This is a genomic window from Butyrivibrio fibrisolvens, assembly GCF_023206215.1.
GTDB classification, from domain to species: Bacteria; Bacillota; Clostridia; order Lachnospirales; family Lachnospiraceae; genus Butyrivibrio; species Butyrivibrio fibrisolvens_C.
In genome coordinates this window covers 953262-977221 of record NZ_CP065800.1, presented here as the reverse complement: position 1 = coordinate 977221, position 23960 = coordinate 953262, and the positions used below count along the sequence as shown (strand labels likewise).

Sequence of the window (23960 nt, the reverse complement as noted above, 5' to 3'; positions counted from 1 at the left end):
ATCTCCTATATACCTATTGTATAGATAATTTTTTACTATTCATATAAGTGTATCGTTACCTGATACACTTATATGATGTATTTACTATTTATTTAAGTGTCCGTCACAGGACGTGACTACACTTAAATGGTGATTGTATTGGCTTGCATGGATGCAAGCCTAATCATTATTTAAGTGTCTCGACCGCTGCGCGCTCTGCAGGAAGTACTGCAAGGTAGTCTTCCATGAACTTATCAAAGCCCTTTACATCTTCTGCATTAGGCATGCAGGATTCAACCTTGCCTTCCTTGAATACCTTATTTGCAAGGTAAGCTTCAAGGCTTTCTCCATCCTCTTTTTCCAGCATGAAGGATGCAAGTATAGCCTGGCCCCATGGTCCGCCTTCACCAGCTGTCTCCATCATACGGATCTCTGTGTTAAGAGCTGCTGCCATAACTCTGTCACCAGCGCCTCTAACCTTGAAGAATCCGCCCTGACCATAGAAGTAGTCAGCCTGAACGCCTTCTTCTTTCATGAGGATATCATTGCCTGCTTTAAGAGCACCAAGTGCTGTATAAAGGTGTGTACGCATGAAGTTGGCAAGGTTCATCTTGGCATCAGGACGACGTACAAAGAGTGGTCTTCCTTCATTGAAACCTGTGATGTTCTCACCTGATACATAGTTGTATGCCATAAGGCCGCCGCAATCTGCATCTCCGTTTTCAAGAGCGTTGAGATAGAGCTTGCCATAAAGGTCGTTGTCACTGATATCGTTACCTGTAAGGTGAGCGAACTCTCTAAAGAGGCCTACGTATGCATTAAGATCTGATGTGCAGTTGTTGCAGTGTACCATTGCGACCTGCTCTCCATCAGGAGTTGTTACAAGATCAAGTTCTTCATGAGCTTTCTTTAGATCTTTTTCCAAAACCACCATTGAGAAAACTGATGTACCTGCGGAGATGTTACCTGTACGCTTAGCAACTGAGTTGGTTGCTACCATGCCTGTACCTGCGTCTCCTTCAGGAGGACATACAGGGCAGCCGGCCTGAAGTGTACCTGTTACATCAAGCTTCTTAGCACCATCTTCTGAGAGAACTCCTGCCTTTTCTCCTGCTACAAGGTTCTTTGGAAGGATGTCTCTTATTTTCCAAGGGAGGTTCTTGTCAGCTATAAGCTCATCGAACTGATCCAGCATCTTCTGGTTGTAGTCCTTGATGGAAGAGTCGATAGGGAACATACCTGAACCATCGCCAATACCGATAACCTTCTCACCAGTCATCTGCCAGTGGATATATCCTGCAAGAGTTGTAACAAAGGCAATATCCTTGACATGCTCTTCGCCGTTAAGAATCGCCTGATACAGGTGTGCGATAGACCATCTCTGAGGGATGTGATATCCAAAGAGGTCTGTAAGCTTCTCGGAAGCTTCCTGTGTTATAGAATTTCTCCATGTACGGAATGGTACAAGGAGGTTGCCATCTTTATCGAATGCCATATAGCCGTGCATCATGGCAGAAAATCCAAGTGCACCTATATTTGTAAGGTCTTCGCCATATTTTTCTTTGACATCTTTAGCCAGATTCTTGTAACAGTCCTGAAGTCCTGACCATATATCATCAAGTGAATAGGTCCAGATTCCGTTCTCAAGTCTGTTCTCCCAGGTGTGTCCTCCCTGTGCGATCACGTTGTGATCCATATCTGTCAGAACAGCTTTGATTCTGGTAGAACCAAACTCTATTCCAACTACTGTCTTACCACTTTTAATGATTTCGCTACTCATAGTCTCTCCTTATATCTTCTTTCAATACCATTTATATGCTCAAGCTTTCATCTGTTTAGAGAAATTTGAGATATATATTTGGGGAAAAGCAATTAATTTTCCCCAAATATATTTATTGCTTATATTCTATTTAAATACTATCAAGATCATTTAGCGTCTTGAAAAGAACATCTCATTCCATCTAAGTTCGTTCTTAAGGCTCTTTAGATTAGTGTCTTTGTCAATTACAACGCTCTCTATACCAAATGTATCAGCAAGATCTACCATCTGCTGCACTGTAAGGTCATATGAGAATGATGTATGATGAGCTCCGCCTGCAAGGATCCATGCAGCTGCGCCTGTCTTAAGGTCAGGTTCAGGTGTCCAGAAAGCTGTTGCTACTGGAAGCTTTGGCATAGGCTTTTCAGTCTTTTTAACATCAACAGCATTGATGATAAGACGGAATCTGTGACCGAGGTCTATAAGTGAGCAAGCAACGCCTTTTCCTTCCTTAGCTGTAAATACAAGACGTGCAGGATCTTCCCTGTTACCCATAGAAAGAGGGCAAGCCTTGATAGAAATCTCTCCGTCAGCTATAGATGGACATACTTCAAGCATGTGGGCCTGGAGTATACCTTCTTTGCCCTTAACGAAGTTGTATGTATAGTCTTCCATGAATGATGTGCCCTTGGCATCTTTCTTGCCTGCTGTCATGAGCTTCATGAGACGTACAAGTGCTGCTGTCTTCCAGTCGCCTTCTGCGCCAAAGCCGTATCCATCTTCCATAAGTCTCTGGATAGCAAGTCCCGGGAGCTGCTTAAGACCGCCAAGCATTCCAAAGTGTGTTACTACTGCATGATAATCATTGTCCTCAAGGAATTTTCTAAGTCCTATCTCCTGACGAGCCTGAACTGCTACATGTCTTCTGAACTCATCAGCATCTCTACCTTCAAGAAGGATTTTATACTTGGAGTAATACTCATCTGTAAGAGCATTAACATCTGATTCTGATACAGCATCTACGATCTCTACAAGGTCGTTAACGTTGTAGTGGTCGATCTCCCAGCCGAATTTGATCTGAGCTTCAACCTTGTCACCTTCTGTGACAGCTACGTTGTTCATGTTGTCACCAAAGCGGCATACACGGATATGTGATGACTCGATGGCGCCAACTGCTGTGTACATCCAGCCGGAGAGCTCTTCTACAACTTCAGGATCCTGCCAGTGTCCTACTATGATCTTGCGCTCGATACCCATGCGGGATACGATGTGACCATACTCTCTGTCACCATGAGCTGACTGGTTCTCATTCATGAAGTCCATGTCAATTGTGTCATAAGGGATCTCTTCATTGAACTGAGTGTGGAGATGGCACAGGGGCTTACGATACTCCTGAAGGCCCAGTATCCACATCTTGGCAGGTGAGAAAGTGTGCATCCATGTGATAACGCCTGCGCACTCGGGATCGTTGTTGGCATCATTGAAGGTCTGTCTTATTGATGCCTGACTTATAAGTGTAGGCTTAAGGACAACTTCAAAGGGAAGCTTGCCGCTTGCATTGAGGCCTGCAACTATTTCTTTAGAATGAGCTGCTACCTTGTTAAGGCACTCATCTCCGTACAGATCCTGTGAACCGGTTGCAAACCAGAACTTGTAATTTTTGTTAAGCTTCATTTCTTTTCCTCCTATAAAATACCTAAAAGCGGTTTATTGAACGATAAAAAATGTATGTGAAGTCTTTATGGATTCCTGCTTACTTCTTTATACTCCTGACAGAGCCTCTCTGGATCACATCCTCTACAAATTCAAATGTTCCTTCGAAATCCTTGTTATGTATAAGATGTATGATATTCTCTGCTGCCTTGGCTCCAAGTCTCTCCTTGGGATGCGGGACAGAATCAAGGGCAAGGCCGTTCATCATGGCCATGTCAGAATCATCCATACTCACAACAGACATACGACCAGGAACCTTGATCCCTGCTGCCTGTAGGATGCCTATTGCATCCACTGCAACCTGATCATTGTAGGCAAAAAGCGCTGTGCAGCCTTCAAATCTCCTGCGGATCCTTTCATAATTGTCTTTCATATGTGAGATATCATCTGTATCAAGCCATACAACCCATTCATCCCTGACAGGGAGACCTGCTTCCATCATGGCTTTGAGATATCCGCTGTAACGCTCATGTCCCTGCCTGTCATCAAGCTTAAGGATACATGCGACACTGCGGTGCCCGGCTTGTATAAGCTCTCTTACTGCATGATATGCGCATTCCTTATCCGCAAGGGATACGTGAGGAAAAGGAAGCTGTGTATAGTTGCTGTTAAGGAACAGGATCCTGGTCCCCCTTCTTTCAAGCTCTGTAAGAAGATCTATGTTTGGATTGGGAAGAGCGCTTCTGGAAGGCTCTATGATAAGACCTGCCACATCCCCGTTATCAAGAATGTCCTGAAGGATAGCTCTCTCCTTGGTGAAAGTATTGCCTGTAAAGGACAGCTGCATGGTGTAGCCATACTCTGTGAGCTTGTTCTCAATTCCCTGAATCGTCTTAGGGAATATGTAACTGTCAACGTATGTGGTAACTACTGCGATCCTTTTGGAAGAGTTCTCAACGAAGTCTCCCTTAACATAGGTTCCGCTTCCCCTTTCAGCTGTGAGCTTGCCATCTTCTATAAGATAGGCAATGGCATGACGCACAGTCTGTCTGCTGATACCAAACTTCCTGCATAGTTCGTTTTCAGAAGGGATCTTACTCCCCGGAGGATAATCCCCCTTATCAATCTGCTCGGATATCCATCCGACAATCTCCTGGTATTTGGCCATAATCATCCTTATTGTGTTGTATTTTTTTGAAGTTGTATTCTTTTCAGCATATACGTGTACAACTTTTACTGATTGGTATAACTTTGAGTTAAATTAATATAGAAATCTGCAAGTCCGCTGTCATGTGGTGCAAACTTGTATCTTTATAATAGATATCAGTGGCGTAGCTGTCAACAATACATGTGCAAAAATCATGTACAATTTTCGCAAGATGTATATGTACAACTTTGCCTGTCACATGCCCCTAAGCAGCGCAGTCGAAAGGTCATCTATCTTGATCCCAAATAAGAAAATATTCCCTTGTATCCGTCACTTGTGGTCATTTCTGAGGCTCTTCCGGGGCATCCCTTGACTTATGGTCTCAGGGTTCGTTATGCTTAATCCATAGAACATTTTCCTCAGAAAGGAATATCGTTATGAGCAAAATACAATTTCCAAAACCCGGTAATTTTATATATCCTGTTCCTGCCGTGATGGTCAGCTGTCAGGGCACTGATGGTAAACCCAATATAATAACCATAGCCTGGACCGGCACCATCTGTTCTGATCCGCCTATGGCATATATCTCTGTAAGAAAAGAAAGACACTCCTATGAGATGATCAAAGAAAGCGGATGCTTTGTTATAAATCTTCCGGACAAGGCTCTGGCTCATGCCTGCGACTACTGCGGCTGCACATCAGGGCGTAAAGTTGATAAATTCAAAGAGTGTCACTTAACACCAGCCAAGAGTTCTGTAATATCAGCTCCTATGATCGAGGAAGCCCCTGTGTCTATCGAATGCAAAGTCACTCAGATATTGCCACTTGGCACTCATGACATGTTCCTTGCAGAGGTTGTAGCTGTACATGTTGATGACAGATATATGGATGGCAAGAACGCATTCCATATGGACGACATAGGTATGATCGCTTATGAGCATGGCACTTACAGAGAACTTGGTGACAAGCTCGGAACCTTCGGCTTCGCTGTCAGGAAGAAGACTGCCAAAGACAAGACCCCTTCTTCTAAAGATAAGAAAAGTAAACCTTTGCAGACAGCCAAAAATGCAAAGCAAAAGAAAGATCCTTCCTTTGCAAAAGCAAATAGTGAAAAAAGCAAAAAAGATAAAGCTTCAAAGAAAGCACTATCTGGGAAAAACGCAAGTAAGGAAAAGCCAAAAAAAGGAAATAGAACCTCTAATAATAAGCACTAAAATAATCAAAATACTGCAATTAGTATATATAATGTCAATAATTAAGCCTCCAAAAGTCAGGTTTATTCTAACTTTTGGAGGCTTTGTAATATTCATGATATCAAACTACTTCCCACTTGGACAGACCAGCGTTCACAAAGTCTTTGTAGGGGGACAGGCAGAATAAAATCTCCCGCTATCATCCCTCCAGCTTCTTAACTGGTGTCCAGTAATTGGCATTGTAATAATCTGTCAGTCTATAGCTATAATATATACCTTCATTGTCCAATGTAAGTGTCTGTATATAAAGGCCATCAGATCCCACTACAAGAGACGTATCATTTAGATAATAGCTATCCTGGAACGTTCCGTCATATGAGTAGTAGTCACATAAGAAGTCTATCTCATCTCCTTCTGTGATCTCGATCATCCCTTTACCTTCTGTAGAGAACGTCTTCTCGCCATCCGTTCCTTCATATACTTCGCTGGCTCCAAGTACAACTCCCTCTTCATTATCAGAGCTAAACTCTACCAGGATGTTGACATATACTCCGTTAAGCTCAGCAGGTATATATCCCATGGTGTAGTAATATCCTGTCTCTTCATCATAGTCATCCTGACATATATAGAAGGCGACAACCTGACCGTTTATAGCCATCCAGGTTCCGTCATAAGATACTATAAGATCTCCGTCATCGTTGTAAGATGCCACATTGTCAATTCCAAGATCTATATATCCGGCGCCATCATCTACAAATACGTTCAGACCTACTGACTTCATCTGGGCCCACTGCTCATCTGAAAGTGTTACTACGTCCTGACCGCCCTTACTTGTAAGAGCAAGATCATCTGAAGTGATCACAGCTCTATTACCAAGAAGTGATGCTATATCTGATATCGAATCACTACTTACGATTCCGCTTCCGCCAAGAAGTGATGCATAGTCAAGCAGTGATCCGTATCCAGATCCCGAACCGGAATATGAACTATTAGTGCTAGTCATTGATCCTGACAGAGCCTGCATCAGTATAGAGGTAAGATCTACCGATGAAGATGAAGACGACGATGATCCGGTTCCTCCCAGCAATACATCAAACAGTCCCGTACCCTGCGGAGCCTGAGATGTAACTATCTGTCCTGATGATTCCAATGTGGCAAAAGACTTGATAGAATCCGAATATGATCCGTCCATATCAAGGTTTTCATAGATCTTGACCATAGAATTCACTGACTTTAGTGAACTATACGGAAAGTATACACTCATTCCATAGGCATTGGTCACATTGTAGGTCTTATTGTACTTAACACATCCCTTGACAGCATCAGCGAGTTTCATTGCTTCATCTGTTCCAAGATTATTACAGAAATTCACAAGATCAACCTGATCTATATGAGATGAACTTGCAAACTCTCTTGTATCGCTCCTTGCCTTGGCTACTTGCTGGTAATCTTCACTCTTTAGCTGAGCATTAAGGCTTGTACCAAAACCTGCAAGAACATCAGGGATCACTCCCTTGAACTCTGCAAGATCTATTATAGAAAGAGTTGTCTTGGATCTGGATGATGCTGATGCACTTGCTGATGTGAAGTCATCTATGATCCTCTTGGCAAGATCTACTGTAGCAATAGATGTATTATTAGAAAGATCTGTAAGCCAATTAGTATAGTACCAGCCTGTACCTGGTTCTGTCTCTTCCGATGCGATCAGATAATCAGCGCAAGGCTCTACAGCCATAGCTGTCTCCATTCCGGCCATAAGACATGCATCAAATCCTACAAAGTCATAGGTTATGCCTGTCTTTTTAAGAGCTGCCTGTATCTCATCTATTGTCATGGTCCTGTTAGGATACAGTTCGTCATAGCCATATCCTGATACAGATCCTCCGCCGTGATCCCAGAATATGAGCATATATCTGTCTGCCGGATAGTTCTCTTTGGCATAATTTACAAAGTCTACGAGAGTATCTGGATCAGTCATCTGCTTCTTGCCAACATTCTTATCAAGGGCTTTAAGACCGCCCTTTTCAACCTTCCAGCGCTGGTTGGTAGATGCGCTCACTACAGAATTCTGCCACTTTTTGGCACCGCCTGTTTCTACGATGACATTGACCTTGTCAGAGATATCGGCATAAACCATCTCGTTAAGGTCTCTGGTTGCCATACCGCTCCTTGACTCAAGGTCAGCTCCGCACATGTATACCATTACTGTTACAGTGTCTTCTCCGCCGCCTTTGATCTTAGTGAACTTATCTCTTGCTGATGCATCAACGGATGTATCAACTGCTGACATAGATGTATCCTGATAAGCTGATGACTGCGTTGTCATCCAACCTGACCCCGTTGTAGAAAAAGATGTCCCCTGATATGAACTTCCACCTATTCCGGTACCCTGGGTAGATGTGGTAGTACCTGTATCCTGACCATAATAATCAGAAGATATGAAATCCGATCCACATCCTCTCATTACAAAAAAGAATACAACCGCGATGATTACAAGTAGCGGAAGAATCTTCATGCCGCCATATGAAGGGCCGCCTGAACCTGAGCCATAATAGCCGCCTCCCATTCCGGAGCCGTAGCTGCTACCTTTTTTGTGAGATGATCCAAAAGATGCTCCCGGACGAGAAGATGAGCCTGAGCCTTGCTGCCCGTGAAGGCCTCCTATGTTGCCGACCTGACCGTGACCTGTGCCACTGCCCCTTTTACTGACATGACCTGTTCCCGAAGATGGTGTTTTGGTTCTTGAATGTGGACGTTTATCTGCCATAATTAACCTCACGCTATTACTATAAATAGATCATTTGTTATTTGTATACCATTACAATAATATCACAAAATCCGATATATTTACCTATTCTTGATAGCATCACCTGCAGAATCCTATGTTATAATGTTGGAAGCCGCGCAAAAATCATCTTATATTACTTGCAGCGTCTTTTCCATGTACGGCGTTATATCTAGAACTGTTAATAACAGGGGATTTAGGGGGAGCTCATGGATCTTAATACTCAGACTTTGGAAATTCTAAAACTTATATCTGATACTTCTGAATGTTTATGTCACAGCAAAGTTCTTTTCCCATACAATAATGGTGATAAAGATGTCGCAGACCGCATACTTACCGGACTTATGACATGTCTTGTGGCTGCTATGGGTGATAATACCAAGCTTGCGTACAACATCCTGCCGATATATCTGGATAGCAATAAGGATAAGCTTGCAGGTGCAGACTACAAGAAATGTTCCAGGGAGTCTATGGCCTATTATGAAAAGTTCAGGGATATAGGTGCCAGAGTTCAGTTTTCATCTGCAGATTGGGAAGATATAATGAATGAGGAGTTTGCTGATTATATCATTGCATCTATGAAGGCAGAAGCTTCTAATGAGGGGCATAAGGCTGTGCTTGATATTGTCAGGAATCTTGTAGATATATCAAAATCATACACCATGTCAGAAGTAACTATCATAAAAAGAGTCACTCACAAAAAGACTATCATCGCGCTTGTAGCTGCTGTCACCTTATTATTTGCAGCACTTGGATCAGGAGCAGTATACACATATAATCTCAAAAAAAGAACCGATGAACTCTCTACATCTATTAGCGAACTTCAGAATATGAACAGTGAACTCATCTCTACAGTTTCTTCTCAGGAAGAGGTCATAGCTTCACTTAACGGGCAGATTGATGATCTTAATGACAAGAACCTTGCACTTGACGACGAGATCACCGAGTTCTCTTCTTATATAGAAGAGCACGAAGCTGATATTCAGGTAGCCGAGCATATCGAAACATATGATACAGCCGGTGAAGAAGGCTCAGGGCGCTTCTACGCTGATAACTATGTGGTCACTACAAGCGGCGATGATGTGACGATCAAGGTCACTATGGATTTCTACGGAACCTGCAACCTCCAGGGCGACAACAAGCGAATCTCTGCTGCCTGGGACGATCACTTCACAGACAACGGAACCATAGTCGTAACCTTCACTCCTGTCAAAAAAGGCGCAACTACTTTTCACTTCTTCAATGACCAAAACAGTGACACGTTCGATGTACTGGTGATATACATGTGATGTTCCGGTAGCCAGCATCTTTCAAAGTTCAGGTTCCTTTACTGGATTTCCACAAAAAGAAAGCCCAGAAATGTTGATTTCTCAACATTTCTGGGCTTTCTAAACTCGTGCGGAAGAAGGGACTTGAACCCTCACGATGTAACCATCACAAGATCCTTAGTCTTGCTCGTCTGCCAATTCCGACACTTCCGCAAGCAAATGCTATTTTATAATCTTTTATTCCTCATGTCAACACCCAAAATGCATTTTTATAAGTTAATTTGCAATATAGTTCTGTTCAATCACCAGGAATGCATTTATGATAGTGGTAGGTATGCATTCCCATTATACATCCTATAATATCGGGACTATTTATTATCGCAGTTATTGTCAGCCATTATTGAAAGGTTTTTTATATGAACAAAAAAAGAACGAATCTTCTAGTTGGATTTATAAGCGCAATTGTCTTTATTATAGGCGCATTGTCAGTCTTTTCTTTAGGGAAACTTATCAAAAATGGATCGCCATCATTATCAGATAGCAGTAGCGTCGATACCGCTAATCTTGAAATCAAATCTGGTAACACTGATATTGAAGTCAAGTCTGGTAGCAATGATGATGAATCAAAAATTCACACAAATAATGAAGATAGTCGCCGAACAGCAAACTATTCCGGTCCTACAATCTCTCAGGTTGATCAGTACATCTATAACTCCGATGGCAAAATTCTAAAAGATTTCCATGATGGCGAGAGATACTATCTTGATATGACCGTTAATGCTGATGCTTCTGAGGCCGTTCTTGTATATGACAATGTATGTTATTACATTGACGCAGAGCTTAATGTAACAGAGATTGCATCTGATGTTTCTGAGGCAGGGATATGCTTTGATGGCGGATACTGTTACTGTATTAAAGGAGAAGTTGGAACTCCCAATCAGGAATTATTCATTTATGATATATGGAATCAGACTACAGAACCTCTAGCTAAAGGGAATATCATAGGAGCCTGTATTTCTCCAAATGGACGTGTAGTTGCATTTTATGATCATACAGGTACTGACAGAATATGCACTGCCGGAATAGATATTGAAAAAAAGACATACATAACCGAAAATTCTCCAAGTGTCGTAGCAGTTTCAAATGATGCGACCATGATATATTTCAACGAATACAGCAGCTCTAAAGACTGCTTTAAATGTATTGATCACGAACAGGAGATAAAACTTAGCGAGAAATTTTTGCTTGAGTCATATTTTACCAAATCCTGCGATCAGATAATGTACATGGATAATGATGGAGTGAAATATTATAAAGCCGGAGATAGCGAGCCTACAATATTGACCGAAGATACTGAAGATCTCAAGTTCGATATAGCAGGTGGCAAAAAAATGCCCATATCGTTTTTTTCAGATCATTATATACTTGATACAGACTTCTTTTCTGATGCTATGATGATGCATTCATTCGATGATTGCTATGCTTTTTCAGGTAATACCCCCAAGATCATCTGCCTTACCAAGGATGATGAAAAGGCCAAATATTTTCAAATGGCAATTACTGCTGAAGGACCTGTCTGCATTGGATCATCAGATGGTGATCTGGTAAAGTTCACCTATGATGGAAAAGAAGTTACTCGCAGCGTACTATACCACACCGACGAAATATCAATTGACTTTGCCACAAACAAGACGCTGGATAAGATATGGTTCATTTTGGATAATGATGTTTACTATCTGGAAAAGGACAAAGATGCTATTATGGTGGCTGATCAGGGCTCAAAAATCAACCTTGATCTAATGTATGATTCATTATCAGATAGATGCTTCTATGTCAAAGAAGATAAGTACTTATGCAGCGTTGGAACTAATTCTTATGATAATGAAACTGTCTGCGATTACTGTCATATGTTAACATACGTAACCGGAGAAGATCATCTGGTAGGATTTTACGATCATGATAGTCATAGATATATCGTGATCGGAGATGAGATTTTGGAAGAAGAGTAAGTTTGGAAGTGTTCCACTTTCAAAACCAAATTGGTGCCTTTAGCTCCACCAATTTGAACCATTAGCCACTTGCTTTGCTCGTGGCAAGAGATTAAAAATAAACCACCTGGGACGCTCTGGTACGCCTCAGGTGGTTTATTATTTTAATATAGGCCTTGCTACATGTTCATTAAAAAATTCAATTAAAGGTCCCATGAAAAATGCTGTTATTATAGTTCCTATTCCCGCAAATGTCGGTATATCCTTAGCCATGCCGCCGCTCATGATAAAGAGCACTACTCCAAGAACCACACATACAACATCTGTTATGATCCTAAGGTACTTGAACTTGCCCATGTGCCATGTATCTGCCATGATAATAGCAACAGCGTCGTAAGTAGATACGCCCAGATCCGCTGTCATATAAAAAGCTGAGCCAAAGCATATTACTACTATGCCGATAATAAGAGCTGCTGCCCTTACCGGTATAGACGGATCAGGGAAAATATTCTGAAGCGTTTCATAACTAAACTGCGTAACATATCCCAAAAGAAACAGATTGATAAAGGTCGCAATACCTATCTTCTTTCTGTTGAACACCAGACTAAACGTAAGCAGTATAGCGTTGACGATCACATATAACGTACCAAAATCAATCGGGATCATGTGATCTATGCCGCTCATAAAGGCCTGAAATGGGTCTACTCCAAATGCCGCAAGCTTGAATATACCTACAGAAAACCCGCATATCAGTACGCCAAGTACTGACATTACTATTCTCTTTTTTAACATGTGATCATCCTCCACCAATTAAGCTCTGATCAGTATTCTATATATTAATACATAAACAAGTAATCTGCCCCCAAATGAGCCAGGAACCTGCTCCAAATATTATTATTAACAGTAATATCACCTAAACGCAAATGAAAGTTCTATCTACAGGTCATCACATTACCATATCTTCGTCCTGATCTTCACTACTTTTCTATCATAAGTCAGGATACCGTTGACTTCATCCTCTACATCACTTACCTGCGTATAGATGAATCCGCACAGTCCTTTTGTTTCAAGAGGCAGTATCTCGTAATGGATGAACTGCCCATAGTCTTCATTCATCTTCTTCCTGCTCTTATAGGTCGCATAGCCGTAGGTTTTCCTGCTGGCGCAGTGTCCCTCCATATAGTAGGTAAGGCCGCCGCACTCTGAAAGAAAACATGCTCTTTTATGCTTATCAACCGGAACAGAAGGCTTCCTGAAATAGTTATGTATGCTGTTGAAATCTCCTGACCCTTGATCGAACCAGCCACTGGCCGCATCTATAGGCCTTGTATTATCAATGAACTTAAGGATACCCGGAAGCGTCGCAGCATCAAACTGCCCCCAGCCTTCATTGAAGATAGTCCATATAGCTATAGATGTGCAGTTCTTAAGATAGGAAGCCGTGCTGCGCATCTCTGCCACAAAGGCCTGTCTTCCTGCCGCATCCGATCTTGCAAGGAACTTGTAACTCTTGGCCGAGTCATCCAGTGTCTGCATTATATTTGGAAAAAGATTGGGCAGATACGTTACAAGTGGCTTGTCATAAGTTGATCCGCCGCTGACCATATCCTGAACTACCAGCATGCCAAGTCTGTCGCAATGATAATAATATCTTGATTCCTCTATCTTGATATGCTTACGAAGCGTGTTGAATCCAAGTTTCTTCATAGTCTTGATATCATAGATAAGTGCAGCGTCGCAAGGCGCAGTCATAAGACCATCAGGCCAGTAGCCCTGATCCAGGACTCCTTTTATAAAATAAGGCTTATGATTCAGGCAGAATCTCATATGCCTCTTGGCATCCTGCTCCATGGTATAGGTCCTCATACCAAAATAGGACTTAACCTTGTCTGTACTGCCTTCTTCGTCTCTTGCAATTATCTCTATATGATATAGATATGGATTCTCCGGTGTCCAGAGTTTTGCATCCTCTATCAGTATTCCGACCTTAGTTGTATACGCATACAAGGTATCCATTGGGATAGTATCTGATGACGGTATAGGATGATCGGTCTGCGCTTCAAGAGGATCACAGGGGTGGAATTTATCTGCTGTTATCATCTTTTCAAATAACTCCGATTCTTCACCCCCTATATCATCCTTTTGTCCTATCCTACTATCCGGAATCTGCCTTATGATCACATCACATGGCTTTGTCACCGTCAGCCTTATTTTCACAAAAGAAAGATCCTTGGAAGGCTCTGCAACCACCTTGAGGATAGCCGTATCAGGCACCCACTCCATCCACACGCTCTGCCATATCCCGCTCTGGGCAGAGTAGAACATACCGCCTCTATTTAGCGTCTGTTTGCCTCTTGAAAGCCAGGACGTGTCAGTTACATCTGTAACGCATACTTTAAGATCAAAGTAGTCTTTTTGGGAATATCTTGTTACATCAATAGTAAAGGGAAGATACCCTCCCTCATGATGTGCCACGCTGTGTCCGTTTATATAGACATCACACACCTGATCCACTGCTCCAAAGTGAAGGAGAAGACGGGACGAAGCATCAGGCCTTCCCACAACGTCAACCTTCCTGTAATACCAGAGATACTCGCCCGGCTTTAGGACATGCGGAAGGAGAGTCTTCCTGCTGCCAGCCGTAATATCAACTTTCGAAAGCATACTCTCCGGAGAAAAAGGCACTCTTATACTCCCGCATATATCCTTCTTCCGTGGAATCGAAGGCGAATCAGTAACACAAAAACCCCAGATTCCGTTAAGAGATATATAACTATCCCTCACGAACTGGGGTCTTGGATATTCTGATTTAGGGCACTTACTTGTAAGCGCCTTGTCTGTCCATGGAGTATCAAGCTGCTTTAAAGCTACAGGTTCCTTGCTTCGCACCATACTGCGAGTGATATCTGTAAGATCCATTGAAAGGTTCCTCCAAGGAAGTAGAAGGGGATTGCCCTTAGACTTATCCCCTTATTATAGTTTTAGTATGTTCCTGTCCTTTTTATAGGGAGCAAAAAGATAATAACGCCCTCTATCTCTGCGATATTATTTCTTTATAAAACATCGCCCTGCTGGCATTAAAATAAGCTTCTACCCACAATAGCGGTATAAAAAATGTAATGACGCCTATAAACATCATCGGCACAAAGCTTAGTACAAAACCTATATATTTAATATAGTTATGGCGCATCACAGATATACTCTTTCTGACAAGCTGCCTTACCGAATTGTCCGGGAAATCCTGCAACAGGAAAAAAGTCTGTGACATAGCAACAGCAAAGATGATATATGGAATCAGCAGTACCAGAGTTCCTATAGCCATCCATGTAATCGGTATAAGTCCTGCTACATGCAGAAACTGTGGTATCTGAAGAATAAGAGATGCTATAGTATAGATCAGCTGTATAAGGATTGCCTTGTCAGGATTTTGTTTAAATCCAAAGAAGAGATCTCCAAAAGTTACAGGCTGGCCATATGCAAGATTCATAAGCATATAGCACCGACCTGATATGAAGACGCCAAAAAGCAGATCAACAATGATCTGCGTTGTAAGCGATATAAATATATTTGTTATCTGCAGTATGGTCAGCATACTAACAAAATAGATGATGTTGACCACAATGCTTGCGGCAATTATAGTGCCATAGTTACCAAGGAGCCTCTCTCTGGCAGTCGCCTTGATCATAGAAGTAGAAACACCTGATGTTTTAGCCATTTTATATAGTTATCCTTGTTTTATGATAATTATTAGCTCAAAAATATTAAACGCTTTCCAATATTCATAGAACTTATTCATTGAACTAAAAGTTATGACTATCAGATTTTATATTCAGGAACATATGCTATACAGAATAATCCGCATTCATTCCGGCAAGCAATCCTGCATCCAAAGCCTTACGCTGTTTCTGATAAGGATTATCTTCGCCGCCATATTTGATCTGAGAAGTAGTAGTACCGCCGGATACATATGTCCTTCCACATTCCGGACATATAGCTGTATGGATACTCACTGATGCCTGAAGTACCTTGCCGCCTTTCTGGGCTGCCTTGGCATAAGCATTAGATACATGTTCCTGTTCATGCGCCCGTACTCTGGAACCTGCTTCTGCAGGGCTCATGTGCTGAGCTGTCTTGAACGAAACCATCTCATCAGATCCGTCCTGATATTTGCGGTTCTGACAAGTCTCACACTCTGCAGGAGAAGACTTCCTTCCGGCCGACTTAACATCAGACTCTCCGGGATTAACTACAGCTTTGGATTCACCGGCCCCTGCTGCAGCGCCTACGCTATATCCACCATATCCATATACGCTTCCATATCCTATAGCGCCAATTCTCATCATAACTAAATCCTTACTTACTGAATTACCAGAAGGTCACTTTGTGAACCCGATAATCGTAACCAGTAACAACAACTATCTTACGATACTGTATATCGCATTCTCCATATTGTTGTAAGCATCTATCGAACCGGTCTGTGCATATTCTCTTATCGCAGATACGACACTTGGATCTGAAAGGATCTTATAAAAAATAAGTCCTATTGTTACGTAAGTAACTGTTACTCCGATCGTACCTATTATCAATCCGATAATGGCCTGCCGGGAAAGCTTTTTAGTATTCCCTCTTGAAAGAAATGCAAGTATTATTGCTATGCCTCCAAGTATGATCGCTATAACTCCTGTGCTATAAAACAGTATAGATGTGATTCCGAGCCATACTGACATACTCGCCATTCTTCTGCGCGGGCTACCTTCCATCGTCATGCCTTCCTTTTTAATCTATTTAGTCAAAATAATACTATCATAAAAGCAGAATATTTTCAATAAAGCCTACAAATTTTCTGATAATTTTTCCGAATAGCTGGTTAACTTTAAGCCTCCACTCTTCCAAACTTTGCAATTATCTGCATTTCTTCATTTTAACCTCATGTCGCGAGCAAAGCGAGCTGCTAATGGTTCAAATCGGTGGCGCTCGCGACACCAATTTGGATTTGAAAGTGGAACACTTTCAAACTTGTAACTCAAATTCCCCCTTGGGAGATGCCGTGTCTGCTAAGGCCACATCAATGCATTTCCCAAGGGGGAACTTTGAATTTGTTATAGTTACGCTTATATCTCATATACTAAGTCAAACTGTTTTTTTCTTTCATCAGATAGATGGTGGCTCACTATAATCAGTGTCAGTTCTTTCTCTGCCAAAAGATTCTTCTCGATAATATCTGCATTTTCCTTATCTAGCGCACTTGTTCCTTCGTCTACCAGCAAAACATTTCGCTTATGAAGTAATGCCCTTGCAATTGCAACTCTTTGACGCTGGCCTCCCGACAGATTACAGCCTGCCTCTCCCACTTCTGTATCCAATCCATTCTCAAAAGAACTAATATCTTTAGTCAAGGCACTTATTCTTATAGCTTCATCTATTTCCTCTTCCGGGAACTCTTCAAATAGAGTTATATTATTTCGAATGGTAGTATTAAAGAGATATACATTCTGTTCTATGTAACTTAAATGTTTCTGAATTTCTTCAGAATTACATTTTCCTATATCTTTTGATCAAAAAATATCTTTCCATCATAATCTCTCAAGAATCCTAAGATTAGTTTTAATAAAGTAGTCTTTCCTCTTCCGGATTTGCCGATAAGAGCATACTTTTTGCCTATCTCAAAATTGATATTCATATCATCTAGGACTAACGGTCCATCACCATATTTAAATGAGACATTCTCTAGAGATATGCTTTTCTTCAATTCAGCAATTTTCTCTTCTTTCCCTTTTTCATCATCATCTTCTTGTAAAGCTTTTTCAAATATGGCGGAAGCAGATGCAAAACTCAATTTATATTTACCAAGATTCCCCAGATTGTTATATATTGCTCCGCAAATATTACCTCCTCCCATGATTGCTGATTGTATAATTATACCTTTTATAGAAAGATAACCTATATAAAAATTTACTAACATCTGGCATATAATACTTACTAAAGCAATCCCGTTTCCGCTCAGTTCATTTTTGTAATTCAAATTAAAGTTTGATTTTTCTATTTTTTTGCTTATTTTTTGAAAAGCATTCTTAAAAAGCTCTATTCTATCAAAAAATCTAAGTACATCGAATCCAAGTAAATTATCCTTTATATAATCAGTGCTTTGTTCTAAGACAATTGTATTATCCTTACCATACTTCTCCATATTTTTAGTAAACAATTTTGGTGCAGTCATTATTATTATAGCTGCAGCCAGTGATATTATCAGTAATGACCAATGAAATGTAAAAAGAGCAATGATACTAAACACAATACTGGCTACAGAGCTTATGGAACTAAAAAATGGTTCCCATGCCAGTCTTTGTATTTGAGATACATCGTTAGTAAACCAGGAAATATACTCTCCACTATCTTTTTCATGATAGAGCTGATAACTCTTTCTACTTAATTTCTCAACAAGATCCATCCTATAATCATTATTCATAGCACAGATGGACTTGTTTTGAAAAAATGCTCTAATACAATCCGCAAAAACATATAGTCCCCACCCTATCAAATCAATTGTCATCCATTTGGCAAATCCCGTCAGGTCAAACTCTATTATTTGATATATCGCTTCAACCATAATAAGATTTATTCCTACACTAAAGCCCGCACATATAATAACTAAAAATGCTGATAAAAGATTTATCTTCCAATGCCGTATTAAATATTTTCTCATAATGTCACACTAAACTCCTATAATTATAATCAGAACAAGTTTGTCTTTCTATTCCTTCTAATACGTTTTGTTTTCTACAACGAAGATTAAGACACGAAGCAACATTTTTACACCTCAAGCATTCATCAAGCAAAGGAGCTTGTGTCCACTTCTGATTATTATTATATTCATCTATTACTACTTCGTTTCCCTCAACTACTCCTATATAATTTTGTTTTGCCCCAAGGCATACTGTACATTTTTCTATTCTGCCATCCATTCTAAATACCATGCTGTTAGAATAGCTTGCATAACATATATTAGAAAAACACTCCTTAGTCAAATTAGCACATTTAAGACCTATTTTATTAGCATATTCAACATGCCTGTTAATAGTGTCAGTTCTCTCTTTATAAGTATGGAGATTCATTTTCTTAATTCTGTTTCCACCATAGTCGGATATAGCTTTAATCAAAACTGTAAAACGATTATCTTCCTGTATCAATTCTTTTAAATGATCATACCACCCGTAGTCTATATCATCAGCCATTATATTGTGCCTAATCATAATGCGATATCTGAATCGATCATTAGGAAGACTCTTAATTCCCGTTATGTTCTTTTCAATAGTTTCAAGTGTTCCCTTTCCGTTTTTTAAGATTCTAAATTGGTCGTGCATTTTACCATCAATAGTGATTTGAAAGTTTGTAATACCAACATTATAATAATCAACAAATGTCTTTGGAGTAAGTAAAAAACCATTAGTAGTCATTGCTGACGAGTAATTCTTAATATTTGTCTTAAGCTTCATAGATGAACGAACTACCATATCTTTACAAAGAGTCGGTTCTCCGCCAAACCAATTCACATGAACCTTATGATACTTATATGACTCTTCTATCAGATATTCTAGTATATTATCTAATGTACCTTGTTGCATCTTGCCTTTTTTATGATTCTCATAACAATATTTACAATTAAAATTACAAGCTTCAGTAGGACAAATTGTTACAATACACACCTTATCTAATAAAGATTTTAATCTATCAAGCTTATTACGAGCATATTGCTCTGTAACCAGCATATTTTGAGCATTTAAGAATTTTCTCAGCCTAGTATCAATATCATTACATCCATTTTCTATAACTTCATTAAGTTCTTTTTTATATATCTCGTCTTCAATTATCACTTTATTCTTGTTAATTTTGGACTCTAGAATAGTATTATTTTTTTCATCCCATATATCTATATATCCAGGTATAAAATACCGCATTATTTCCTCCCATTATAAAGCAATAAGACAGGGCAATACCTTGCCCTGTCACTTTCTTATCCGCAAATTCCATTATTGCCACAAGTACCATTATTATCTGCAATTGCACCAACTTGAGATAATATCTCTTCGTCTGTAAAACCCATTTCTAATATTTGCATAGCATCCTCCTATTCTTTATTTTCATCTAGCATGTGCACCTGCTAAACAAGTAACTACTTACATTAACCCATACTAATATATATAAAACAATAGACAGAACTGGCAACAAAAGTTGCCAGTTCTGTCTATTGTGAATAACCATTACTATCATTACAATATATATCAAAATACAGAGGAGTAAATATCAAATGTTCAAAAAAACACTTCTTATTCTTGTAACGGTCATTATTTTTTTAATTGGATCAAAACTTATATCTATTCACTTACCATCACAAATAGACAATGATTATTTTGAACTTTCCTGCGATTATTCTGATGATTCTGACGATTCAGGTTCAACTATCACTTCTTTCAACCTTTGATTAAAGAATTTCATATCTCTTTCGGCTTTATAAAATTCACTTACATTAAGAAGTACAGAAAGGATATTCTCTGCTTCTGTACTACCCGCAAAATTGCCATCATATTTATTCCACAAAATATTATAAATATTTTTAATAACCTCTTCTCTATTCATCTTTAAGAAGGTGTTTTTTAACAATATTTTGCTAATCTCAGTTGACTTTTGTTTGTCATCATGATCACCTAAATAGCTTGCAAAATACCATACAATATAATCTAAATGCCTATCTCTATGTCTCTTTTCAAGATAGCTAACATCAGTAAAATATGTAAGAATACCATCAAATATCTTCTTCTGCAATTCACCATACCGCACCAAATTATATATAAGATTATATTCTACTGATGTAAAATACATTTTTGATATACATAAGTCACCAATACTTTTATCTATAGTAAGATGCAGATATTTTCTTGCCAGATTTCCATAACAATTCTTATCAATTTCTTTTAGTCCAATACTCGCCAATGCTATCTTATTGCCGATAAATTGACTATTTATTGGAATGCTCATATCTATTTTGTTCTCCAACAATAACAGCATATTATTAGCTTCATTATATTTTGATTCATTTATTAGTTTATTTATTAGTAGAGAATCCTTTATTAGAGAATAATCGTCTGATACTATCTGTGCATAAAAATATTGCTCTGGCAATCTAGCCTTTTTTAGCAGCATTATAGTTTCACGATCATGTGTTTTTGCCTTGCCAGTCTCAAGTCTTGAATATGTCCTTATATCACAAATCCCTTCACAAAACTCTTTTTGAGTCATCCCAAACAGGATCCTCCGTCTTTTTAAAACATCTCCAAGCAAATATATGCTTCCACCATAAAACACAGACCATGGATTTTTTTTATTATAGTCATTTCCGCTTAATTCAAACACTTTTCTAAATACATTATCATATTTCTCATATTCACTTTGTTTTATTCCCCGCGATAGAGTCTTCCCCATCGTAAGAAGCGAAGGCAAATAAAATAATAGATCACTTTCCTTTAATGTATATAATGCATAGTTCAGATATTTTAAAAAGTTTGATTCGCGTTTCCATTTTTTATTAAAAAATCATTTCTACAATTCACCAAGTAGTTCCAATAATCTACCAGTACGGCAGGAAACACTTGCATCTGTGGTACAGTATCCCACTTCTGTTCTATTATGTAGTCAAGCAGTTTTTCAAAGCATCCATTAATAGTAAGATTTCCGCATATATCATCGTCTATAGTATCTTTTTCGATAGTAGATTTTATTTTCAAATAATATGACAGATATTTTACCTCTTCGCCGGATAGTACATACTCAGATAATTCACTATATTTAATATTCGGCATTGTTATTTTTATGCACTTACTAATATACTCATAAGACATTTCGAGATCAGAAGATGATTCCAAAACTGCTCTTATAAATAGTGCAAATTGCAAACCAACTTTATCTTTCTTGGCTGTTTTTTCGTATTCAGCCAGAACAGACTCTATATTTTGTGTATCTTCATTCTCAAAAGCATATATTATTTCTCTTTGCTTAGAATATGCTTCATATTCATCATACTGAAGATACTCGGTAAATAATGACAAAGAAATTCCAAGTCTGCTCATTAAACGTCTTCTTGAAAAGAAGCCTATTCGCCTTTGACCAGACTCAATTCTGTATATCATACTCTTGTCAAACATACCATGCGCAAGTAGCTCTTCTGATATACCTTTGTATTTCCTTATAGATTTTAAAAGATTGCCATAAGCTTTTTTATTTTTGTCCATAATAATTCCCATTGGTGCCAAAGCAATATAAAAGAGACAGTTCCAATGCTATTATAAAGCCTTTGGCTATTTGAACAACACTAGAACTGCCCCTTTGAATCCACTTGTTAACTTACTATTCTTTTTTATCTTCTATAGCAGCTTCCACCGCAGCATTAATCTTGGGCTTTTCGCTTCTGATCTCGATCTGAGGTCCGCCTGTGCCTTCAATATACTCTCTTGTAAGAGTAACTCTGCCTATATTGTCATCCTTTGGTATCTCGTACATGATATCAAGCATAAACTCTTCTATGATAGATCTAAGGGCACGGGCTCCTGTATCCTTTTCAAGAGCCTTCTCTGCAATAGCTTCAAGCGCTCCGTCGTCAAATCTAAGATCTACTTCATCAAGCTCAAGGAGCTTCTGATACTGCTTGAGGATAGCATTCTTGGGCTCTTTGAGGATTTTGATAAGTGCTTCCTTGGTAAGACCTGAAAGTGTGCATACTATAGGAAGTCGTCCAAGGAACTCAGGGATCATTCCGAACTTCTTTAAATCTTCTGTAGTTACGTATGAAAGGATGTTCTCATCGTCATCATACTTATCCTTAAGTTCAGAGTTAAAACCTATTGATGAAGATTTATTGAGCCTGTTCTTGATTATATCTGTAAGATCCGGGAAGGCACCACCACAGATAAAGAGGATATTCTTGGTATTAACTGTAGTAAGAGGTACCATAGCATTCTTGGAATTAGCACCTACAGGAACTTCAACTTCAGATCCTTCAAGGAGCTTGAGCATTCCCTGCTGTACGGATTCGCCGCTTACATCTCTTGCTGTTGTGGACTTCTTCTTGGCGATCTTATCTATCTCATCGATGAAGACGATACCGCGCTCAGCTTTCTTGACATCATTGCCTGCTGCCGCAAGGAGCTTGGATATTACACTTTCGATATCATCACCGATATAACCTGCTTCTGTAAGTGATGTAGCATCTGCTATAGCAAGCGGTACATCAAGAAGACGGGCAAGCGTCTTAACAAGATATGTCTTACCACTTCCTGTAGGTCCTATCATAAGGATATTGGACTTATCAATCTCAATATCGTCCATAGTGCCTGTAGCAACTCTCTTATAGTGGTTATAAACCGCAACAGAGATAACCTTCTTGGCCTGATCCTGACCTATTACATATTCATCGAGCTGTGCCTTGATCTTGTGAGGAGCAGGGATCTTCTTGATATCAATAGTCTCCTCTTCCTCTTTTTTCTTGGATTTCTTGATCTTCTGTGAATTAGGTATTCCGCCCTGAAGGTTAGAGCCAAAGTCTCCAAGATTCATGAATGTAATACCGCTGTTCTTGTTAAGCTGATTCATGAGTTCAGGGTTATTGAGAAGATTGTTGTAATCATACTGACTTACAGTATCCATGGTACGATGCATACAGTCTTCACACACACATATATGGTTTGGAAGCTTGTACATACGACCGGCCTTGGACTCAGGACGTCTGCATATGAAGCAGATATCCTCATAATCACTATCCTTCTTATCAGAACCAGATAGATCCTTATCATCTACAGTAGATTTACCATTCTCATCTATCTCACGAAAATCCATAGCGCTCTTGTTATCATTATTGTCGCTACTATTTGTATTTGCGGTTGTTTCTGTATTAGTAGTTTCATTAGTAGCATTATCTTTGTTGTCGTCGTTGTTAAAAAAATCGCTCATAAAAAACCTTTCTTTTTTGAATCTTCCAAGTTCCTGATCCGCCGATCCGATTTATCGTCTCTTTGTATTATCTGTCTCTATCAATTATTGCCTATTTTTTAATTCACTAATATATGTAAAATCGATTTCAGCATTCTAAGTATATGCTTAGGACACTATATTGGCAAGTAAAGTTTATATAAAAATCTCCA

Annotated in this window: 18 protein-coding genes and 1 tRNA gene; 3 read left to right on the top strand and 16 right to left on the bottom strand. The window is 39.5% G+C overall.

The window, feature by feature from the left end:
• Positions 1 to 166 precede the first annotated feature (166 nt).
• The 3 genes from I7804_RS03970 to I7804_RS03960 all read right to left on the bottom strand — a co-directional run bounded on the left by I7804_RS03970 (position 167) and on the right by I7804_RS03960 (position 4559).
• Entirely contained in the window at positions 167 to 1759 is a 1593-nt protein-coding gene (locus I7804_RS03970) for a xylulokinase (protein ID WP_248405051.1), read from the bottom strand.
• 150 nt (positions 1760 to 1909) lie between these two features.
• Positions 1910 to 3412: an L-arabinose isomerase gene (araA, locus tag I7804_RS03965; RefSeq protein WP_022754137.1), complete on the bottom strand. Its 1503-nt coding sequence runs from the start codon at positions 3410 to 3412 to the stop codon at positions 1910 to 1912.
• 79 nt (positions 3413 to 3491) lie between these two features.
• Positions 3492 to 4559: a GntR family transcriptional regulator gene (locus I7804_RS03960; RefSeq protein ID WP_248405050.1), complete on the bottom strand. Its 1068-nt coding sequence runs from the start codon at positions 4557 to 4559 to the stop codon at positions 3492 to 3494.
• Positions 4560 to 4975: 416 nt separating this feature from the next.
• Here I7804_RS03960 and I7804_RS03955 point away from each other — a divergent pair, with 416 nt between their 5' ends.
• Positions 4976 to 5752, top strand: a complete 777-nt coding sequence (locus tag I7804_RS03955; RefSeq protein WP_248405049.1) for a flavin reductase family protein — start codon at positions 4976 to 4978, stop codon at positions 5750 to 5752.
• A 178-nt stretch (positions 5753 to 5930) separates the two neighbouring features.
• On the opposite strand, the gene I7804_RS03950 is transcribed toward I7804_RS03955, so the two are convergent.
• The gene (locus tag I7804_RS03950) at positions 5931 to 8498 is read right to left on the bottom strand and encodes a clostripain-related cysteine peptidase (RefSeq protein WP_248405048.1); all 2568 of its coding nucleotides are present in this window, start codon (positions 8496 to 8498) and stop codon (positions 5931 to 5933) included.
• 227 nt (positions 8499 to 8725) lie between these two features.
• Here I7804_RS03950 and I7804_RS03945 point away from each other — a divergent pair, with 227 nt between their 5' ends.
• Positions 8726 to 9805: a hypothetical protein gene (locus I7804_RS03945; protein ID WP_248405047.1), complete on the top strand. Its 1080-nt coding sequence runs from the start codon at positions 8726 to 8728 to the stop codon at positions 9803 to 9805.
• Positions 9806 to 9913: 108 nt separating this feature from the next.
• Here the strand turns inward: I7804_RS03945 and I7804_RS03940 are convergent.
• Positions 9914 to 9997 (bottom strand) — tRNA-Leu (locus I7804_RS03940).
• Between the two features lie 203 nt (positions 9998 to 10200).
• Between I7804_RS03940 and I7804_RS03935 the strand changes: the two genes are divergently transcribed.
• On the top strand, positions 10201 to 11793 hold the full coding sequence (locus I7804_RS03935; protein ID WP_248405045.1) for a hypothetical protein: 1593 nt from the start codon (positions 10201 to 10203) through the stop codon (positions 11791 to 11793).
• Between the two features lie 138 nt (positions 11794 to 11931).
• Here I7804_RS03935 and I7804_RS03930 read toward each other — a convergent pair whose 3' ends face one another.
• The 11 genes from I7804_RS03930 to clpX form a co-directional block, all read right to left on the bottom strand.
• A complete protein-coding gene (locus tag I7804_RS03930; RefSeq protein ID WP_248405044.1) occupies positions 11932 to 12564 on the bottom strand; it encodes a YczE/YyaS/YitT family protein in 633 nt (210 codons plus the stop codon).
• A 159-nt stretch (positions 12565 to 12723) separates the two neighbouring features.
• The gene (locus I7804_RS03925) at positions 12724 to 14691 is read right to left on the bottom strand and encodes a glycoside hydrolase family 2 protein (RefSeq protein WP_248405042.1); all 1968 of its coding nucleotides are present in this window, start codon (positions 14689 to 14691) and stop codon (positions 12724 to 12726) included.
• Positions 14692 to 14803: 112 nt separating this feature from the next.
• Complete coding sequence (locus tag I7804_RS03920; protein WP_092046406.1) at positions 14804 to 15487, bottom strand: DUF975 family protein; 684 nt, start codon at positions 15485 to 15487, stop codon at positions 14804 to 14806.
• 127 nt (positions 15488 to 15614) lie between these two features.
• On the bottom strand, positions 15615 to 16115 hold the full coding sequence (locus tag I7804_RS03915; RefSeq protein ID WP_022754126.1) for a hypothetical protein: 501 nt from the start codon (positions 16113 to 16115) through the stop codon (positions 15615 to 15617).
• A 72-nt stretch (positions 16116 to 16187) separates the two neighbouring features.
• A complete protein-coding gene (locus I7804_RS03910) occupies positions 16188 to 16532 on the bottom strand; it encodes a hypothetical protein (protein ID WP_022754125.1) in 345 nt (114 codons plus the stop codon).
• 351 nt (positions 16533 to 16883) lie between these two features.
• The gene (locus I7804_RS18920; protein WP_282570515.1) at positions 16884 to 17318 is read right to left on the bottom strand and encodes an ATP-binding cassette domain-containing protein; all 435 of its coding nucleotides are present in this window, start codon (positions 17316 to 17318) and stop codon (positions 16884 to 16886) included.
• Complete coding sequence (locus I7804_RS03905; RefSeq protein WP_282570480.1) at positions 17315 to 18475, bottom strand: ABC transporter transmembrane domain-containing protein; 1161 nt, start codon at positions 18473 to 18475, stop codon at positions 17315 to 17317. Before I7804_RS03905 ends, I7804_RS18920 begins: the two co-directional genes overlap by 4 nt.
• A 4-nt stretch (positions 18476 to 18479) precedes the next feature.
• A complete protein-coding gene (locus tag I7804_RS03900; protein ID WP_248405041.1) occupies positions 18480 to 19727 on the bottom strand; it encodes a radical SAM protein in 1248 nt (415 codons plus the stop codon).
• A gap of 469 nt (positions 19728 to 20196) precedes the next feature.
• Positions 20197 to 21249 (bottom strand): helix-turn-helix domain-containing protein, encoded by a 1053-nt coding sequence (locus tag I7804_RS03895; protein WP_248405039.1) that lies wholly within the window; start codon positions 21247 to 21249, stop codon positions 20197 to 20199.
• A gap of 71 nt (positions 21250 to 21320) precedes the next feature.
• Entirely contained in the window at positions 21321 to 22055 is a 735-nt protein-coding gene (locus I7804_RS03890; RefSeq protein WP_248405038.1) for a helix-turn-helix domain-containing protein, read from the bottom strand.
• A gap of 115 nt (positions 22056 to 22170) precedes the next feature.
• Positions 22171 to 23769 carry an ATP-dependent Clp protease ATP-binding subunit ClpX gene (gene clpX / locus I7804_RS03885; RefSeq protein WP_331477849.1) on the bottom strand — a complete coding sequence of 533 codons (1599 nt, stop codon included), beginning with the start codon at positions 23767 to 23769 and terminating at the stop codon, positions 22171 to 22173.
• Between the last annotated feature and the right edge of the window lie 191 nt (positions 23770 to 23960).

Coding starts and splice junctions, on each gene's coding strand:
- I7804_RS03970 (WP_248405051.1), bottom strand. CDS start 1,759: ATGAGTAGCGAAATCATTAAAAGTGGTAAGACAGTAGTTGGAATAGAG.
- araA (WP_022754137.1), bottom strand. CDS start 3,412: ATGAAGCTTAACAAAAATTACAAGTTCTGGTTTGCAACCGGTTCACAG.
- I7804_RS03960 (WP_248405050.1), bottom strand. CDS start 4,559: ATGGCCAAATACCAGGAGATTGTCGGATGGATATCCGAGCAGATTGAT.
- I7804_RS03955 (WP_248405049.1), top strand. CDS start 4,976: ATGAGCAAAATACAATTTCCAAAACCCGGTAATTTTATATATCCTGTT.
- I7804_RS03950 (WP_248405048.1), bottom strand. CDS start 8,498: ATGGCAGATAAACGTCCACATTCAAGAACCAAAACACCATCTTCGGGA.
- I7804_RS03945 (WP_248405047.1), top strand. CDS start 8,726: ATGGATCTTAATACTCAGACTTTGGAAATTCTAAAACTTATATCTGAT.
- I7804_RS03935 (WP_248405045.1), top strand. CDS start 10,201: ATGAACAAAAAAAGAACGAATCTTCTAGTTGGATTTATAAGCGCAATT.
- I7804_RS03930 (WP_248405044.1), bottom strand. CDS start 12,564: ATGTTAAAAAAGAGAATAGTAATGTCAGTACTTGGCGTACTGATATGC.
- I7804_RS03925 (WP_248405042.1), bottom strand. CDS start 14,691: ATGGATCTTACAGATATCACTCGCAGTATGGTGCGAAGCAAGGAACCT.
- I7804_RS03920 (WP_092046406.1), bottom strand. CDS start 15,487: ATGGCTAAAACATCAGGTGTTTCTACTTCTATGATCAAGGCGACTGCC.
- I7804_RS03915 (WP_022754126.1), bottom strand. CDS start 16,115: ATGATGAGAATTGGCGCTATAGGATATGGAAGCGTATATGGATATGGT.
- I7804_RS03910 (WP_022754125.1), bottom strand. CDS start 16,532: ATGGAAGGTAGCCCGCGCAGAAGAATGGCGAGTATGTCAGTATGGCTC.
- I7804_RS03905 (WP_282570480.1), bottom strand. CDS start 18,475: ATGAGAAAATATTTAATACGGCATTGGAAGATAAATCTTTTATCAGCA.
- I7804_RS03900 (WP_248405041.1), bottom strand. CDS start 19,727: ATGCGGTATTTTATACCTGGATATATAGATATATGGGATGAAAAAAAT.
- I7804_RS03895 (WP_248405039.1), bottom strand. CDS start 21,249: ATGGGGAAGACTCTATCGCGGGGAATAAAACAAAGTGAATATGAGAAA.
- I7804_RS03890 (WP_248405038.1), bottom strand. CDS start 22,055: ATGGACAAAAATAAAAAAGCTTATGGCAATCTTTTAAAATCTATAAGG.
- clpX (WP_331477849.1), bottom strand. CDS start 23,769: ATGAGCGATTTTTTTAACAACGACGACAACAAAGATAATGCTACTAAT.